The organism is Lactococcus muris (assembly GCF_042849115.1).
Taxonomy (GTDB): Bacteria; Bacillota; Bacilli; order Lactobacillales; family Streptococcaceae; genus Lactococcus; species Lactococcus muris.
On record NZ_BAAFQO010000010.1, the window covers coordinates 1 to 15,307 of the forward strand.

Sequence of the window (15,307 nt, forward strand, 5' to 3'; positions counted from 1 at the left end):
GCCGCTGGTTTTTCTTTTCTGGTGTCATAAACTCCTCCTTTGACGTAACCTGTGGTTTAGATTTTCATTACATTTGTATTTCTAATGTTACGTTTACTTTCTGAGTCTATAGTATAAAAAAAAAAAAGGTCAAATGAAATGAGTGTTTGATGAGAAAAGAGTGGATGGTTTGGCTTGGGGCTTGGCTTTAGACATGAAGAAAAGAAGCTCCGACTGGAGCTCCTTAACTTTATATGGTTAAATATTCTCTGCTTTTATTACCTCAAACCTTCTTATGCTTTTTCGTGATTACTCGAGAAACAAGAGTGCCCAGCACACCCAGTAATAAACCTAGGATAAAGATAATCAGCCAGCGCCAATCAAATTCCTTTTTGATTGAATCAACTGCTTCTGTAAGATTCTTAATGCTAAATGGCTGCGCAAAGAAGTTAAATATTTGATTTTTGTCAGCAGCTTGGCTACGTGTATTCGACAGAACCTTACTGAAATTGTTATTGTAATCTTCACTCTTATTGAACGAACTATTTCCATCATTCAATAGATTGTCTGTGTTTTTCAGTAGTTTTTCTGCAGAAGTTTTTGTCTCCTGCGTTGTCGCGACCAGCCGGTTAAATTCGTCAGCATTGTCTTTAATCATATGGGCACTTTTAGCAGTTTCTTCTGCCCTTTGCGCCGTGCTTGTTGACAGTTCGGAAATGGTTTTGTAAAGGTCATCGCTGGCTGCTTTGTCTTGATAGAGCGCGACATCAGCAGAGTTATACTCTTGCCAAGGTTTTAAGGCGAGTGTCTGCGCATCATTTTTCTTCCATGACTTATAATATCGGTCAATTGAGGCCAGCGTATTGTTATACCAGTTGAAGAGTTCGCTCATATTTTGTTCAAAATATTTCTCTGGTAACTGATTATCGTTCAAACTGTCTTTAGCTTTGCTTAAATCATCAATATTTCCATTTAGGGCAGTAATTGACTCAATCAAAGCTTTAATATTCTCTTGACCTGCTTCTTGATACGCCTTTACATCACTGTCACTTAGGCGTTTTTCCAGTTGAGACATGTCCATATTGCCATACAGGTTGTAAATAGATTTTGGTGATGCGTTTTTAAAGTCCTCCAATGTGTTCATTCTATTCACAGAAGAATTTGGTACCCCATAAATCCATGTGATAAGAGTAGCAGCCTTATCGATATTCCCCAAGAGTTCAGCAATCCTTCCAAACTTATTCCCGCCTAAATAATCAGAAATTTCATTCCTTGGATACAGTGTGTAATCCGCTGAAGTAGAGTTCTCCTTCGGATTTTTTTCACCCCAGCCAAATTCAATGTTTGCCTTTGTGCTCTGTGCAAGGGAAACGTCATAAACAATCGTAAAAGCTGCATCTTTTCCATCTTTTTTACCCTCTTCTGCCCCCTCTGTGCTTTTGTTATAAAGAACAAGAGTGTTATTTCCCCTATCAATAATCTCACCTTCTTCTGGTTTTATGCTTGATCCGTCCTTATTGTAGGTTACTTGAGCTCCTGTAATTTTAAGCGGTTTAAGCTCATATTGTTTCCCTGCAGGAACTGTGATGTTTAACGTTTGGTGGAAAGACTGTTCCCTTGTGTTGACTGTAGGGATATCGCGGAGGAATGATACTTGTCTTTGCGGCACCTTTTCACCAGATGCTTGTAACGCATTCCCGTAGCGTTCAATCAAGTTCAAGTCTTTTTTGTATTGAGAAACATCTGCCCCAGAAGCTTCCATAGCCTCAAACAAAGCCTTATAGTTTGAAATTTCCCAAGGTATTTCTCCCAGTAATTTTTTCAGATTTGATAGGTAAGCTGTGTCATTAAGATTATCCTCGTGATTAAATGATGTTATCTTTTGAGCCAAGGCTTTCCTTGCTAGCTTTTCTGCCTTTTTAGGATCTCGTAGAACATCTTCCACCTTATTAAAGTCCTCAAACTTTAAGTCTTTTTGAGCAAAAAATTGCTCGTAGAGTCTAGCTTCTAACTTGAATAAGTCATCGCGATTATCATTAAGGGCCCCAAGCTGTGTGTCCAAACTTTTCCGCAATTCTTTGATATTTTCATTGTAATCCGTCACTTGATGCTGGAGATTGGCAAAGAGACCAGATGTCTTACCGTTACCCTCATCTTTATAAAAAGGAGATAAGTTATTGAGTGTATCAAGGTAGAGACCATCAAACTGTTTAAAATAAGCTTTTTGATCTTCTTCTGCTTGATTGATAATGGCTTGATTACCATTTTTCAGATTGACATCTGTGATTTCTTTCTGAGTATCAAAATACTGCTTTAAGCGAGGCAACTGGTTGTTAAATGTTTTGCTTGTTGAGTCTAGCATGCCTTGTGTCGACTTGCTAAAACTATTTTGCGAAGCAATCCACGCGCTATTTGCTGACTTTAAACTTTCAGCTGCGGTTACAACAGAGGAATAGTTTTGATTGGTTGTCTGAAATGGACCATAAACTTGACTAGAAAGGTTCGTCAATACTTTCCCATGATTTGCAATGACGGCATTCATGTTATTCTGAGCTTCTAAGATATTCCCTGCAACTGAAGCATAGTACATCTTGACAATACTTTGATTGAAATCACGCAAAATGGTCATAATCTTATCATCAAGTAAATTCTGGGACAACTCTGACTGGTTGTTTTGAAGTTTATAATTGACCTGAGACTGTATCGGGTTGATATCCTGTAAGGTCAAGATATCATGAGAGAAGTTTTGCGGAATATAAATCACCGCATCTACTGCCTTATCCTTGTAAGCCCGGTCTGCGACAGAACGTGAAACAACTTGCCAATTGTACTTCGTATCTCCGGATACTAAATTAACAAAGTCTCTCCCAAAATTATAGACTTTCTTGTTAAAACTCGACTCCTTATCTTCATTGACCAAAGCAATCGTTGGTTTTGAAACGGTTTTCTGTGTCTTTTTATTAAAGCTCAAATAAGCAAAGACAGCTATAAGAGCAAGCACGGCAACCGTCAATAAGCCAATAGAGAGCCATTGTTTTTTCTTCACATTTTTTACAAATTTTTTCTCCATAATACTTCCTTTATTTTTCTACTCTTTACTACTGACGATTTCTTTAAATCATCACTAGTAATTAGTAGAGTTTATTCTACTAATTTATTTTCTTCAAGAAATTGACTGACATCTTCACGAAGGGATGTGTAATTATTTTTTTCTTGATATTCCTTTGCAGTTCTGCTCTTTCCATTTAAGGCAGACACAAGCTCTTAAGATTCAGAGGGATTATAGATTAGTTCTATGATTAGCTATCCCTTTCTTTTTAAGGATGTTTGCGTTATGCATCATAATTTATCCATTTACATAAAACATGTCCAAATTATGAGGTTACTCCCTTTTTAAGTTTCGCTCCTTCTCTATCCAACCATTTATTATACAATGTCCTGAAACGCTCCTCTTCTTCATCTTTGTAGCCTTCAAAAACGACTTCATCTATATCATCGTCATTGAAATAGTACACTTGCTCAGGATCTAAGCCGTTGGGATATAAAGCCCCCGTATAATCAAAAATAACTTGTTCCCCATTTTGCTCAACAACAGGTCCACGATTTAGAATCATAATTTTTTGATTTCCGTCTGATAGATAAACAATACTTCCAATCGCTAACATAACCTTTCTCCTATTCTTTTATTTGATATTTATTTGTTCTTATATCTAGAAAACTTCCAAATCTGTTAAAGAGCAGGGAATAGATTGGAAAGACTCCAAACATGAACAACTGTGAATAACTTGAACTGGAAATGCTGATAATCAATAGAATAATTATGAATATAGGAAGTCCTATAAAAATAGAAAAACTTCTTTTTTTCGATGTGAGTTCTTCTTTGTCTACCGGTACGAGCGTCTTGTAGGGCTCTGTGAGGTTAATTTTTGTTTTACGACTATAAAGAAGACCGAAAATAACAGCTGCACCACAAAAAATCAGCAAAACTACCATTTCCCAGTTTTGTGCAATTCTTTGATCATATGTCAAATCCCAAATATTAAGGGACTTAGGAAAAAGCCCAATATTTACAAGATACAGAATGTATATTACCAGAACGCTCCATACGGAATTTTGTTTTAGATAGAAAGGCAAAGGCTTTATGTTATACTGATTTTCTTTTCCAGTCACTTCATAAATCTTCCAAGATTTATTTACATCAGGAAAAAATCCAGGAAAATAGTTTCTTATATCTTTGGGATTTGAGAAATCTATGATATAAGATTTCCCCTGAAGTTTAATCAAAAAATACCTGACATTAATATATTTGACATCTTCTATCATGTATTTATCGTAATTTTTAGTTACCATCCGAAACAGCCTTTCAAAGATTTCTCGGGATTACTAAATGCCTTACCAACATTTGTAACAGCATCTTTAACCTTATTTCCAGCTTCATTTAACATATCGCCCGCTCCGTTGACAATATCTCTAACTGGTTTCACATTATCATATAATGCTTTAACTGCTATGCCAGCCACAGCACCAGCAACAATTGCTCCTGCTACAGGCAAAGCAACCGCAACCACTGCAGTCAATGCCGCGCCTCCAGCAAGCATACCAGAGCTTACAGCAGCTCCTGCAACGGCTGTACCAATAGAAGCTCCTAAACTACCAGCCCAATAACTTGCAGCGGTAGCAACCCCACTGTAGGCAATTGCCCTACCTTTATTATGGTATTTCACATTATATTCATTGTAATTTTCAACTGCTCCTAGCACAACAAGGCCTCTGCCTCCCCACTTTGCAAATGCGCCTATCCTGTCACTTACTGGATTAGAAATACCTTTTAGTTTACCACTGAGCCATCTTCTTGGAGTAAAACTGTCTTTCACAAATTTTCCGTTTTTTCTAGGTTGCAGTTTAGCTCCCCAAGATTTACCAATATTTTTTCTTTCCTCTATTGTTTTATTTGTAATTGATTCAAAAAATTTACTCAGGGATTCATTGAACCACTCTTTTTTATCTGAAACTTTAGATAAAATTTCCTCGCCTGATGCCTTAAAAAACGCCATATTTTTTTCATTAAAAATCAGTTGGCCCAGCTCATCAAACTGCGCAGCTCCTAACACTGAGACAATCGACAGAATCGCCTTAAATTCGTTGGCACTACTCTTAAACAACGCTCCCACGTTATCATTAAACTCACGCAGTTTCTCAAGCTTTTTTTCAACTTTCCGAATATCATTGTTGACGGTACTCATATAAGAGGACAATTGTCCTTTTAGATGAACATAGCTTGTGTTCAAATCGCTATTTTCGGGATGAGCTGAAGCGAGCTGTTTATAAGAATTAATTTGTGAAGTTATGGAGGATTGTTGAGCTTTTAAAGCTTGAAGCTGCATATTTAGCTTGTCTTCATCTAAAACTTCATTGCCCACTGCCGAATCATAACCTTTATATTTTTGGACTTCTGTTTTTAATTTTTCTACTGCCTTTGAGGCTTTTGAAATCGTCGGAAGCACCAGCTGTGAAAACATTCCCTTACCAGCGGTATAGGCTGCCCCAGATAATGCGTTTGTGTCTAAGGCTGATGTCAAATGTTGGCTGGCTTGATTGAGGTTATCAATTATTACTTCCGCAGTTCCAATGTTTCTGTCTAAGGCAGCTATAAGTCCCTGCGATTCAGATGGATTATAGATTAGTCCCATGATAAACTGTCCCTCTCTTTTTGCAATTTTTCTCGTTCTGCTTCAAGTTTGAGTCTCTCTTTTTTATACTCAGCTTTTAATGCCTCTTGTTGCTGAAAAATAAGTTCCGAGATATATTTTTGCTTTTGCTGAGTTTCACTGTAAGCATCTTGCCTATGACTTCTCCTATTGATGTCGTCGTCAATGGCTTGAAGTTGCTTAAAACTGCTCATCATGATGGTCGAAAAATTTTCCAATGCCTGTTGTGCTTTTTGCTCTTCTAGACACAGTTCATCACTTTTACTTTCTATGGATGCGATTTTCCAATCATATTCTAAACGCTTGTCTGCTTTTTTATCCTTCGCCATCGATTAAAAGCCCCAGCTCATGTCGGTTAAAGCAACTGCATCTTGCTTATCTCTTTCTTCAATGACCGCAGCCAGCTTAGGGAACTTATCAGCTTGTGTTTTAATACTTGACTGAAGCTTTGTTAGGTCCTCAATGATACTATTAGAAACCTCTGCTGCCCTTTTCATACCTGCAATGTTGCTTTCCCCAAGCTCAAACTTTGTATTTGAAGCCTGTCCACTGGTGTTAAACATCGAAACGGCATCTGAAGCTGCACTTATATCTGATTTTATTGCTCCCATTACCCTTATCCTTTCTTTGATTTACTTTTTAAACTTATAAAAGGGATCTCTTTTTAAGAGTTCTTTTTCATCCTCCACCTTAGGCGGTTCTGAAACAACTGGCTTCTCTTCCTTTTTTTCTTGGGGAATTGCCGTAGCCTTAGGAGAGCTTCCCATTTTCTTAATTGCCTTTTCCATCCCAGCTATCATGTCAGACAAAAACTTATCGTCTTTTTCATCCCGATAGCCTTCGTAGACAATCTTCGTTATGTCAGATTCCGCAAGCGTGATAATCGCATCTGCTTGTCTTGCAGAGCCCCCTTGTGGATGAGGTGCAACTTGATAGCGTAAAATTGTCTCCCCCGAGCTGTCCTTTCCAACTGCTCTTGCCACAATCACATAAAGTGTGTCTGCTAAAGCATCCATATGGTCAATCTCAACAACTGATCCCAGACCTAAAAACTGGAGTTTCTTTGCATTTTCAGACATTTTAAGCCTCCTCACTTTCTACAGGAACGACAATGTTAAAGAATTCTTCATCTTTCACTGCATGCAGAACATTTTTATTGACAACCTCTTTCTTCACTTCCAGAGGAAGATTTTCAATCAGATGCTGACTGTTCAAGTCACCGCCAAAGAGAATCTGATAAGCATTTTCACGCACAGCCGTTGTAGGCATGTTGAAACTATTCCCTACGCGGGTGAAGTAATCCATCACAATCAATTGCTTGTTAGGATTATTTTGAGTGAGCAAGGAAACCAGCTGTCCTTGTTGAATGTTGAGTTGCGTCACAAGGTCTGCAAGTCCATTCATGATTAATACACGTGCTGTCGTTGTTTCTTCTTCTAGCCAAGCCTTCAATGCCTTTTGAAGATCCATATTTTGTGTGATGATTGCTTCTTTCGAGATATATGCAGTAGATTGAGAAGCATAGTGTTCCAAGTTCTTGCTGGCATCGATTAAGACAAGCTCTGCCTCGCCAGCAGCTTCAAATATCTGTTCCATCAAGAAAGGCATCAGTAGTTTAAACTGCTTTGCAGATGCAGGGAAAATTCCCAAACTCTTGGCTTCAAAGAATTTGAAGAATTCTGGCTGAGCGCTTAATTTATTAAGTCCTAGAGGCATCACGTGTTCCTCACGGCTAATCAATGATTTATAGATTTCTGGTGTTAATTCATCAGGAACCATTGGAATTTCATCTGGTAAAGCCCCTTTCCACTCCTCTTTCATTGCTACAATTTCTCGGTCAAGTGCCGCAAGCGCATCAACTTCATTCTCCTCCCTTGTAGGTAGGAATATTTGAAGGGCCAAAGGTTGCTCCAGTTTGATTTGTGCACGTCCTGGAAGTTCCACCTGTTCTAATTTCTCACGACCGAATAGATTGCTGAGATCTCCATCTTCATTTAAGAAGAGCGCCATTTTTGTCTGAATATTGGCCATCATATTCATGCGGATAGCATTATAACGGCCTGCAGTGAGTACCAAATAAATTCCTACAGCAGCACCTTCACGTAAGACTTTCAGTAAAAGATTATCAATCGTATCTTTACGATTATCATTTGGACTTAAGCCGTCATAAGAATCTAAAACATTCACAATGATTGGCAGTTCATGTTGCGTTTTACTTTGATACTGTTTAAGATTCGCAACGCCCACTTTTTTGAATAAAGCCTTACGTTCTGCCAGATTTTGTTCCAAGCGCTGAAGCATTTTTTGGAGTTTTTCATTTTCTTCCAAGGTCACGATATCTGCCACATGAGGAAGCTCTTTCAGCGGCAATAAGCCATTGGTTCCAAAGTCAAATAGGTTGAATTGGACCTGCTCTGGTGTATTCTGACGGGCCAAGTTCATAACAAGCGTTTGAAGGGCTGTGGATTTCCCAAAACCAGGGCTTGCAAAAAGCACTGTGTGAGAGCTTTCTTCCAAATCATAATGGTAAACTTCTTGGCTTTGTAAGCTTGGAATATCAAGTACACCGAAAGGAATAGATAGGTTACGCTTTTCTTCCCTTTTCACTGGCTCTGTTACAATTGCTCCAGCTAGATTTGGTAGCCAAGGTTTATCTGGTTTTGTATAGCTTGATTCTTCAAAGGTCTTCACAATTTCTTGTATCGTCGCCTGTAACTGCGTAGGAAGCTCTTCTTTATCATGATTTTGATCAATCACTTCCTCACGCGGGTCATAGAAAAGTTCCCACTGCCCAACAGCATTGATATGGAAGATACGCTCATCTTTTGTTTCCTCCTGTGTAGCGTGTGGATTGTATTCTACTCCTCCGTAACCAGATTGGAACAACTCATAAACTTCGCTCTCACCTACACGAAGATAACCACGTCCTGCGTTAGTAATGTGTGCAGCATCCCCTGTCTTAATCAAAGCTCTCGAGTTAGCCTCATCCGACATCTTCAAAGCAACTTTAGACTTAGAGTTGGCATCAATCTGATCATTGACCACACCATCTGGCTTTTGAGTTGCTAATATCAGATGCACCCCAAGGGAACGTCCGATACGTGCTACTGATGTTAACTCATCCAAGAACTCTGGCACATTTTCTTTGAGTTCCGCAAATTCGTCTGAAACCAGCATGAGGTGAGGCAAAGGTTTTTCTGGATACTTTACTCCCTCACGTGGGTTCAAACGCTCACGATAAAGCTTCGTATAGCCTGCAATATTTTGAACCCCGTATTCTCTAAATTCACGCTGGCGTTTCTTGAGCTCTGCATTAATGGAAGCCAAAGCTCTCGCAGTGCCAGCACCATCCAGATTGGTAATTGAACCCATGAAATGTGGAAGATTAACCAAGGTATCCGCAATTCCTCCACCTTTCCAGTCGATGATAAGCATACCTATATCTTCTGGAGAAAAATTGATGGCTAATCCCATCAAGTAAGTCGTCAGAAATTCAGACTTACCAGATCCAGAAGTTCCCCCTACGATAGCATGGGGACCGTGTACTTGTTCGTGCAAATCCCAAAAGGCAAATTCTTTCTTACCTTTCCATCCAATCATAGAGGCAATAGACTTACTTGGTTCTGCTTGATCCCAACGGCTCGCAATATCCAAGTCTTCGACTGTTTCGACCAAATATTGTTCCAACAAGCTAAGGCGCTCAGGAATCGCATTTTTCTCCACTTCCATGTGCTCTAAACTGGACATTTGACGAAGAATAACTTCAAAGTTTTCTTGCCTTTCAAGCGCTGGATAAGGATGATACACCTTGTCCATATGATGACCATTGTCTTGAATAAGTACACCAGCCTGCTGGTTCTTCACTTCTACAAGAGCAGTGATTGTTTCAGGTAAGAGTTTCTTGTCCTCTTTACACCAGATCACAGTCACACCCAGATCAGACATATCTTCAGCTAAAAACTCATTGAGTCCATGCCCCGCCAGATAAGAATCATCAAAAATTGTAAAGACAAAATGAGGAAGGAAGGTTGGTTTCTCACGTCCTGCTGCATTCAGCTCTTGCTGCCGCGAACTAATGATTTGGTAAAAGCTAGAAAGCACCATGTCACGAGATTTGGCATTATGCACTATTCCTCGCGTATTAATACCTTGTACCTTAAAGTGGGGAAGAAAACGCCATTTGTGCCAATCTTTTCTATAGGATTTTTCAGGTACTAAAGCGATAAAATTAAGGTCACGGTAAGAATGAAAAAATGCCAGCTGCAAGTAAAGATTGGAAACTGTATCTTTTAATAGCTCATAATTTCCGATTAGTCCAAGAGTTTGATGTCTTAAATCCAGCGTCACTGGTGTATCTTCTTGTTTGGTATATTTTCCCACCAATCCTTTAACATGGCTGGCCCACTCGCCCTCATCACGCGGTGTATAGTCTGTTTCCACCTTCAAGCCAGAAGGCTGTGTCCCTGTTCCTAAGGAAACTTGCAAAAAGTCCTTGTTATTAGCCATGCGTTCATAAAGACGTGAATCATATTTTTCAATCTTCTCAAGCAATCTCTGTGGAGAAGGTTGTTGATAATGCAGTACTTTATTCTCTTGACGGTGCGCTTGGTTCAGCTTAGAAGTTGTCTTTGCTAAATAAATCTGATAGTCTTCTTCCCGTTGTCTTTCACGCTCTAGACGGTCCTTTTTCTCAGTGCGGTATTGCGTGACTGTAAAAACAACAGTCATTGCACTGACAAGCGCAGTCGCCATCATCATAAGCGCGTTACGTCCTGCTAAAAGTGTTGTCAAACCTCCTGCCACAAGCATTCCTATAGGAGGTAAAATAGCTTTGAGTAACCCACCTTTAGGCGCTTGTTCCTTGTCTCCTATCTTTTCAAACTTAAAGCTTTCTTCCGGAATTTCTAGATTCAAGCGCGGAGAACGCCGATATTCGGGGAAATCCTGAGGCTTTTCCAGCTTACGCTGCTGCTCCAAGAAAAACTCAGGATTGAAAATCACCTCTTGTGAAAAAGCCGTCACTTTCCATTGTTCAGCACGTCGCTCTATCATCAGTTCAGGCGTAAGGAGAGTGTCTCCAATCTTGAATAACACGCTCGTACTATAGTTCAGCTTCTCATCGTTATAATAAACAAAGTCCCCTAAAGGTTTTATGAGTGCCAAAGGTTGCGCCTCATCCTCATTGTCAATAATAATGAGAGAATCATCCTGCGTCTGAATAGCACACGGAGTTGTTTGATTATGGATAACAAACTCATGATTATCTAAAACCAAAAAGTGTGTCTGCAGCTCCTCTGCCAACAAGACAAACAGAGGAACACCCTCAACATTGTGCCTCCCTTTAGAAAGCTTTTCACCGTTAACAAGAAGTTGATCGTTAACAACGCCAAACAACAAATGCGCATAAGAAGCAGTCATTTGCGATTCAGTTAATGTCACTTTCTCCAACTTGTCTTTTAATATGAAAATAATATAGAGAATTTCTTCGGGATGACGTGCATCGTAGAGAAAATTCTGATTTTCTTTTTGTGAATGTTCTAATTCAAATAATTCTTTCATACTGTTTATTTTCCTAAGCTTTTACTTAACTCTTGTATTGCTTTATTGTATTCTTCAAGTTTCTTCTGCTTCTCGTCACCATTCATTGTGCTGTTTAATTTTGTCACTTGATAAAGATCAGTGTAGGCAAGCAAAGTCAACTGGTCATCGCCAATATTCTTTGCTAAATTCAGAGATTTTTCAAATTCCCCCCGTCCTTGATAAATCCAATAATTCAACGTATTGTCATCTGTTGTAGAGGAAATATTGTTTAAAATTGCCGCTTTTTGAGTTTGACTCAAATCTGCCAAATGAATGGAAGAAGAGGCCATGACAAAACGCGCTTCTTTAGGAAGCTGTTCAGGTTGATAAGCCTTTAAATCTTCCAAGGTTTTATCGTAATGATTCGTGATAAAATCTGATTGTGCAGCCATAATTGCTTTCTGCTTAGGTATGGTTACATTTTGATCCATAAAGGTCAAAACTCCCATAATAATTGCAGCGATCAAAGCGGCAGAACCTGCATATTTGAAGAAACTGTAGCGCCCCTTGGACACCTTAATGGTAGATGCTTCTTCCCTTTGTCTTTCGCGAGAAAATTTCTCTTCTAATAAAGCATCAACTTCTTCAAAATTGCTACAAGCCACTAGAGACTGACTAAACTTGTCCCTGAGGCTGGCTTCTCCTCCTACAAGATTTTCATAAGAGATTTTAGAATTCAAAATTGATAAAATAAGGGCCTTATATTGTGAAAGAAACAGTGCACTGTCTGTTTCCATAGGTACAACTCCTTCCTTCATCCCAACATGAACAAAAGAGAGTTTTCCATCTGTCAAAAAGATATTTTCTGGATGAACAAAGGGTATTCTGTATCCTGATTTTTGCGCAATCAAATTTTTTAATTTTAGAGCCAGTTCCAGACGCTCTATCTCTGACTTTGCTTGTGCCTTAAGAGAAGACAAACTTTTAGCATTACGTGTCAGCTTGTAGGAAATTTGAAAAGCATATTCCTCATCTGCAGATGCAGTCAGATCAGTTTTATTCTTGATAAATTTCAATTCTTGCTGGTTAACCTGCGTTCCTGTTAAAAAAACAATAAAACGATTTTCTTCCCTCTTAACCGTTAATGTATCCTGTCCATCAAATAATTTCATTTTCTTCTCCTACAACGAGCTGTAATATATCTCCATTTCCCAAACCCAGCTCTTTTAACGTTAATCCACTTTCAAGAGCTATTGACTTTCCTTTAACAACAAAACTCCATTTTTCTGGTAAGCTTTGTCCTTTTGCTTCAAAGGCTTGACTCAACAATTCAATCAGGCGCTCTGAAGTAACTATTGACGGGACAGCTAAGTCAACTTGCTTTCCCATCCATTCTAAACTGATTTCAATATGATCTTTCATCGCTTCCTCTTTCGTCTTGCAAAACGTCTTGCCGCAAATCCTGTCAAAACCATTAAAGGTATCGCCAAAATCAGTAATACAAGTATTCCCTTCGTTTTAACTTCTGTACCTGAGGATGTTGAAGCAACGTTTGCCTGTTTATAGTCTTTAAATAATTCTGTCCTTACATTTTGAACATTTGTCTTATACAACTTATTCTGACTGTTTTTATTAAAATCTATAGCTTGAACATGCTTGAGAGTTTCCGCTTCTTGCTTTTCTTTCTCTTCTTCCTTTTCATACAGGGATGTCGAAAATAGCTGAGAACGAATCCCAAACTCCGAAACACTTGCGCCTCCTCCAGATTGGTTAGTAATCATCTCAGACTGAAGCTGTAAACTTCCATCACTGTCTCCCAGTACAGAGGCAGATGAACACGCCAAGAAAAATAGGACGCCAAAAAACCATAAAAATTTATGCTTTTTCATTTATTCTCCATAAAAAACAAAATAAGCACCACAAGGGTGCTCACTTTTAAAATCCAAAACTTTGAGCATCTTGTGCATCACGTTCTGCGACTGTGTCCGCATATTTATTGAGTTGTTGATTAATACTTTCTAGCAATTCTTCGAATTTTTGAACATTTTGATAGAGTTGGTTGTACTGTTCCAAGTAAGCTTGGAAGGCTTGACCTTTCCACTCTTCCGCGATTGTGCTATTCATCGAATTTACACGTTGAATCGCTTGTTCGATTTCTTCCTTAGATTGGATATAAACTTGCGCTTGTTGCTTCAGTTCTTCAGGTGTAACACTAATTGTTGCCATTTTCATTCTCCTTTAAAATAATATAATATATGTAATTAAAAAATTATTACCTTACTTTATTGGGGCATGATGTATCTGCTTTATATGAAAGCAGATGAACAAAAATGAGAAAGTGTATCGTTTTCTCACAATATTATTTTACCATTCTCTTTTATAAATTGTCAAAGAAAAACGGGAGTCATTTTCGCTATAAACCTTAGCTACGACCTGCGTAAGAACAGTTTTTATATCAAAGAAAACCGGATGATAATCAACAGAACACCTAGAAAACATGTGATAAACTTCACTTTCAGACCTGAACACGCGCATCTAGAATAGCTGTAATTTAGTCATTCCACTTTACATTGCGTAAAAGAAAAAGTGATGAAGATAGCTTTGAAATCACTCTATCTTCACCACTCGTCTCAGTATTGTTTTATTCTGCTCATTTTTCCAAATACTCCGGCAAAAATGTATTGGCTAAAAAGCTCGTATCATAATCCCCGGCAATAACATTATCATCTGAAATTAATTCCAGTTGGAAGTCAATATTGGTTGTTAAACCTTCCACATCAAATTCCATCAATGCACGCTGCATTTTCATCAAAGCTTCAAAACGATTTTCGCCATGAACGATAACTTTTGCAATCATTGAATCATAATAAGGTGGGATGGTGTAGCCTGTATACATGGCTGAATCCACACGTAAACCTACACCGCCACTTGGTAAAAACAGATTGGTGATTTTACCCGGGCTTGGTGCAAAGTTAAATTTAGGATTTTCTGCATTGATACGGCACTCAATAGCATGTCCTTTGAACTCAATATCTTCTTGTTTCACAGAAAGTTCTTGACCATCTGCAATTCGAATCTGTTCCTTAACAATATCCACACCTGAGACAAACTCGGTTACAGGATGTTCAACTTGCACACGTGTATTCATTTCCATGAAGAAGAAATCACCTGAAGTTTCGTCCAAGAGGAACTCAATGGTTCCTGCGTTTTCATAGTTCACATGTGCTGCTGCTTTGACAGCAGCTTGGCAGATGCGCTCTCGTAAAGTATGTCCAATCGCGACAGATGGACTTTCCTCCAGAACCTTCTGGTTATTCCGTTGGAGGGAACAATCACGTTCTCCTAAGTGAATAACATTGCCATGTTGGTCTGCTAAGATTTGGACCTCAATATGACGTGCGGGGAAAATCATTCGCTCGATAAACATGGCACCATTGCCAAAGGCTGCTTTGGCTTCAGCAGTAGCTGCTTCAAAAGCGGGGACGAGTTCTTCAGCATTACTGACCTTACGGATACCTTTTCCGCCACCACCGGCTGATGCTTTCAGCATGACAGGATAGCCGATTTTATTCGCTAAAGTTAGTGCTTCTTCACTCGTATACACTTCACCTTCAGAACCCGGCGTTACAGGAACACCTGCTTTGACCATTTCTGCACGTGCGTTAATTTTATCTCCCATCATATCCATGACTTGGGCAGAAGGACCGATAAATTTGATATTCATTTCCTCACAAAGACGTGCAAACTTTGAGTTTTCACTCAAAAAACCAAACCCTGGATGAATGGCTTGAGCTCCAGTAGCAACAGCTGCTTCTAGGATATTATTCATATTCAGATAAGACTCTGTTGCGCGAGCTGGACCGATACAAATGGCTTCATCTGCCAGCGCAACATGTAGTGCATCACGATCTGCTTCTGAGTATACGGCAACAGTAGCAACACCGAGTTCTCGTGCTGCACGAATAATACGTACAGCAATCTCACCACGATTAGCGATTAAAATTTTATTAAACATAGTTTGATAACTCCTATCAGGCTCTTATTCCAAAGGTTCTCCTCAGCAAAAAAGTAAAATCAAGACAGTCTCTCTGTCTTTTTGA

The 15,307-nt window shown here is 39.0% G+C and carries 13 protein-coding genes; all 13 read right to left on the minus strand.

Features of this window, described 5'->3' with window-relative positions:
- Window positions 1-262: 262 nt before the first annotated feature.
- The 13 genes from esaA to ACGHCK_RS06975 all read right to left on the minus strand — a co-directional run bounded on the left by esaA (window position 263) and on the right by ACGHCK_RS06975 (window position 15,222).
- Entirely contained in the window at window positions 263-3,049 is a 2,787-nt protein-coding gene (esaA, locus tag ACGHCK_RS06915) for a type VII secretion protein EsaA (RefSeq protein ID WP_271328004.1), read from the minus strand.
- A gap of 304 nt (window positions 3,050-3,353) precedes the next feature.
- The gene (locus ACGHCK_RS06920) at window positions 3,354-3,644 is read right to left on the minus strand and encodes a DUF4176 domain-containing protein (protein ID WP_251420648.1); all 291 of its coding nucleotides are present in this window, start codon (window positions 3,642-3,644) and stop codon (window positions 3,354-3,356) included.
- Between the two features lie 10 nt (window positions 3,645-3,654).
- Entirely contained in the window at window positions 3,655-4,329 is a 675-nt protein-coding gene (locus ACGHCK_RS06925; protein ID WP_251420650.1) for a hypothetical protein, read from the minus strand.
- On the minus strand, window positions 4,323-5,669 hold the full coding sequence (locus ACGHCK_RS06930; protein WP_271328005.1) for an LXG domain-containing protein: 1,347 nt from the start codon (window positions 5,667-5,669) through the stop codon (window positions 4,323-4,325). The genes ACGHCK_RS06925 and ACGHCK_RS06930 overlap by 7 nt, the downstream gene beginning before the upstream one ends.
- Window positions 5,660-6,016: a hypothetical protein gene (locus ACGHCK_RS06935; protein ID WP_202230313.1), complete on the minus strand. Its 357-nt coding sequence runs from the start codon at window positions 6,014-6,016 to the stop codon at window positions 5,660-5,662. The genes ACGHCK_RS06930 and ACGHCK_RS06935 overlap by 10 nt, the downstream gene beginning before the upstream one ends.
- A 3-nt stretch (window positions 6,017-6,019) precedes the next feature.
- A complete protein-coding gene (locus tag ACGHCK_RS06940; protein WP_202230312.1) occupies window positions 6,020-6,298 on the minus strand; it encodes a hypothetical protein in 279 nt (92 codons plus the stop codon).
- A 21-nt stretch (window positions 6,299-6,319) separates the two neighbouring features.
- Window positions 6,320-6,766: a DUF4176 domain-containing protein gene (locus ACGHCK_RS06945; protein ID WP_202230311.1), complete on the minus strand. Its 447-nt coding sequence runs from the start codon at window positions 6,764-6,766 to the stop codon at window positions 6,320-6,322.
- A gap of 1 nt (window position 6,767) precedes the next feature.
- Window positions 6,768-11,246 carry a type VII secretion protein EssC gene (essC, locus tag ACGHCK_RS06950; RefSeq protein ID WP_251420652.1) on the minus strand — a complete coding sequence of 1,493 codons (4,479 nt, stop codon included), beginning with the start codon at window positions 11,244-11,246 and terminating at the stop codon, window positions 6,768-6,770.
- 5 nt (window positions 11,247-11,251) lie between these two features.
- Window positions 11,252-12,379: a type VII secretion protein EssB gene (gene essB, locus ACGHCK_RS06955; RefSeq protein ID WP_251420653.1), complete on the minus strand. Its 1,128-nt coding sequence runs from the start codon at window positions 12,377-12,379 to the stop codon at window positions 11,252-11,254.
- Window positions 12,366-12,629: an EsaB/YukD family protein gene (locus ACGHCK_RS06960; RefSeq protein ID WP_202230308.1), complete on the minus strand. Its 264-nt coding sequence runs from the start codon at window positions 12,627-12,629 to the stop codon at window positions 12,366-12,368. Before ACGHCK_RS06960 ends, essB begins: the two co-directional genes overlap by 14 nt.
- A complete protein-coding gene (essA, locus tag ACGHCK_RS06965; RefSeq protein ID WP_202230307.1) occupies window positions 12,626-13,096 on the minus strand; it encodes a type VII secretion protein EssA in 471 nt (156 codons plus the stop codon). The genes ACGHCK_RS06960 and essA overlap by 4 nt, the downstream gene beginning before the upstream one ends.
- Window positions 13,097-13,142: 46 nt before the next feature.
- Complete coding sequence (locus ACGHCK_RS06970; RefSeq protein ID WP_202231601.1) at window positions 13,143-13,433, minus strand: WXG100 family type VII secretion target; 291 nt, start codon at window positions 13,431-13,433, stop codon at window positions 13,143-13,145.
- A gap of 424 nt (window positions 13,434-13,857) precedes the next feature.
- Window positions 13,858-15,222 carry an acetyl-CoA carboxylase biotin carboxylase subunit gene (locus tag ACGHCK_RS06975; protein WP_251420654.1) on the minus strand — a complete coding sequence of 455 codons (1,365 nt, stop codon included), beginning with the start codon at window positions 15,220-15,222 and terminating at the stop codon, window positions 13,858-13,860.
- Window positions 15,223-15,307 lie beyond the last annotated feature (85 nt).

Bases quoted from the DNA above. Each gene is read 5' to 3' on its own strand.
- essA (WP_202230307.1), bottom strand. From the start codon at position 13,096: ATGAAAAAGCATAAATTTTTATGGTTTTTTGGCGTCCTATTTTTCTTG.
- ACGHCK_RS06945 (WP_202230311.1), bottom strand. From the start codon at position 6,766: ATGTCTGAAAATGCAAAGAAACTCCAGTTTTTAGGTCTGGGATCAGTT.
- ACGHCK_RS06970 (WP_202231601.1), bottom strand. From the start codon at position 13,433: ATGGCAACAATTAGTGTTACACCTGAAGAACTGAAGCAACAAGCGCAA.
- ACGHCK_RS06930 (WP_271328005.1), bottom strand. From the start codon at position 5,669: ATGGGACTAATCTATAATCCATCTGAATCGCAGGGACTTATAGCTGCC.
- ACGHCK_RS06935 (WP_202230313.1), bottom strand. From the start codon at position 6,016: ATGGCGAAGGATAAAAAAGCAGACAAGCGTTTAGAATATGATTGGAAA.
- ACGHCK_RS06925 (WP_251420650.1), bottom strand. From the start codon at position 4,329: ATGGTAACTAAAAATTACGATAAATACATGATAGAAGATGTCAAATAT.
- ACGHCK_RS06960 (WP_202230308.1), bottom strand. From the start codon at position 12,629: ATGAAAGATCATATTGAAATCAGTTTAGAATGGATGGGAAAGCAAGTT.
- essB (WP_251420653.1), bottom strand. From the start codon at position 12,379: ATGAAATTATTTGATGGACAGGATACATTAACGGTTAAGAGGGAAGAA.
- ACGHCK_RS06920 (WP_251420648.1), bottom strand. From the start codon at position 3,644: ATGTTAGCGATTGGAAGTATTGTTTATCTATCAGACGGAAATCAAAAA.
- esaA (WP_271328004.1), bottom strand. From the start codon at position 3,049: ATGGAGAAAAAATTTGTAAAAAATGTGAAGAAAAAACAATGGCTCTCT.
- ACGHCK_RS06940 (WP_202230312.1), bottom strand. From the start codon at position 6,298: ATGGGAGCAATAAAATCAGATATAAGTGCAGCTTCAGATGCCGTTTCG.
- essC (WP_251420652.1), bottom strand. From the start codon at position 11,246: ATGAAAGAATTATTTGAATTAGAACATTCACAAAAAGAAAATCAGAAT.
- ACGHCK_RS06975 (WP_251420654.1), bottom strand. From the start codon at position 15,222: ATGTTTAATAAAATTTTAATCGCTAATCGTGGTGAGATTGCTGTACGT.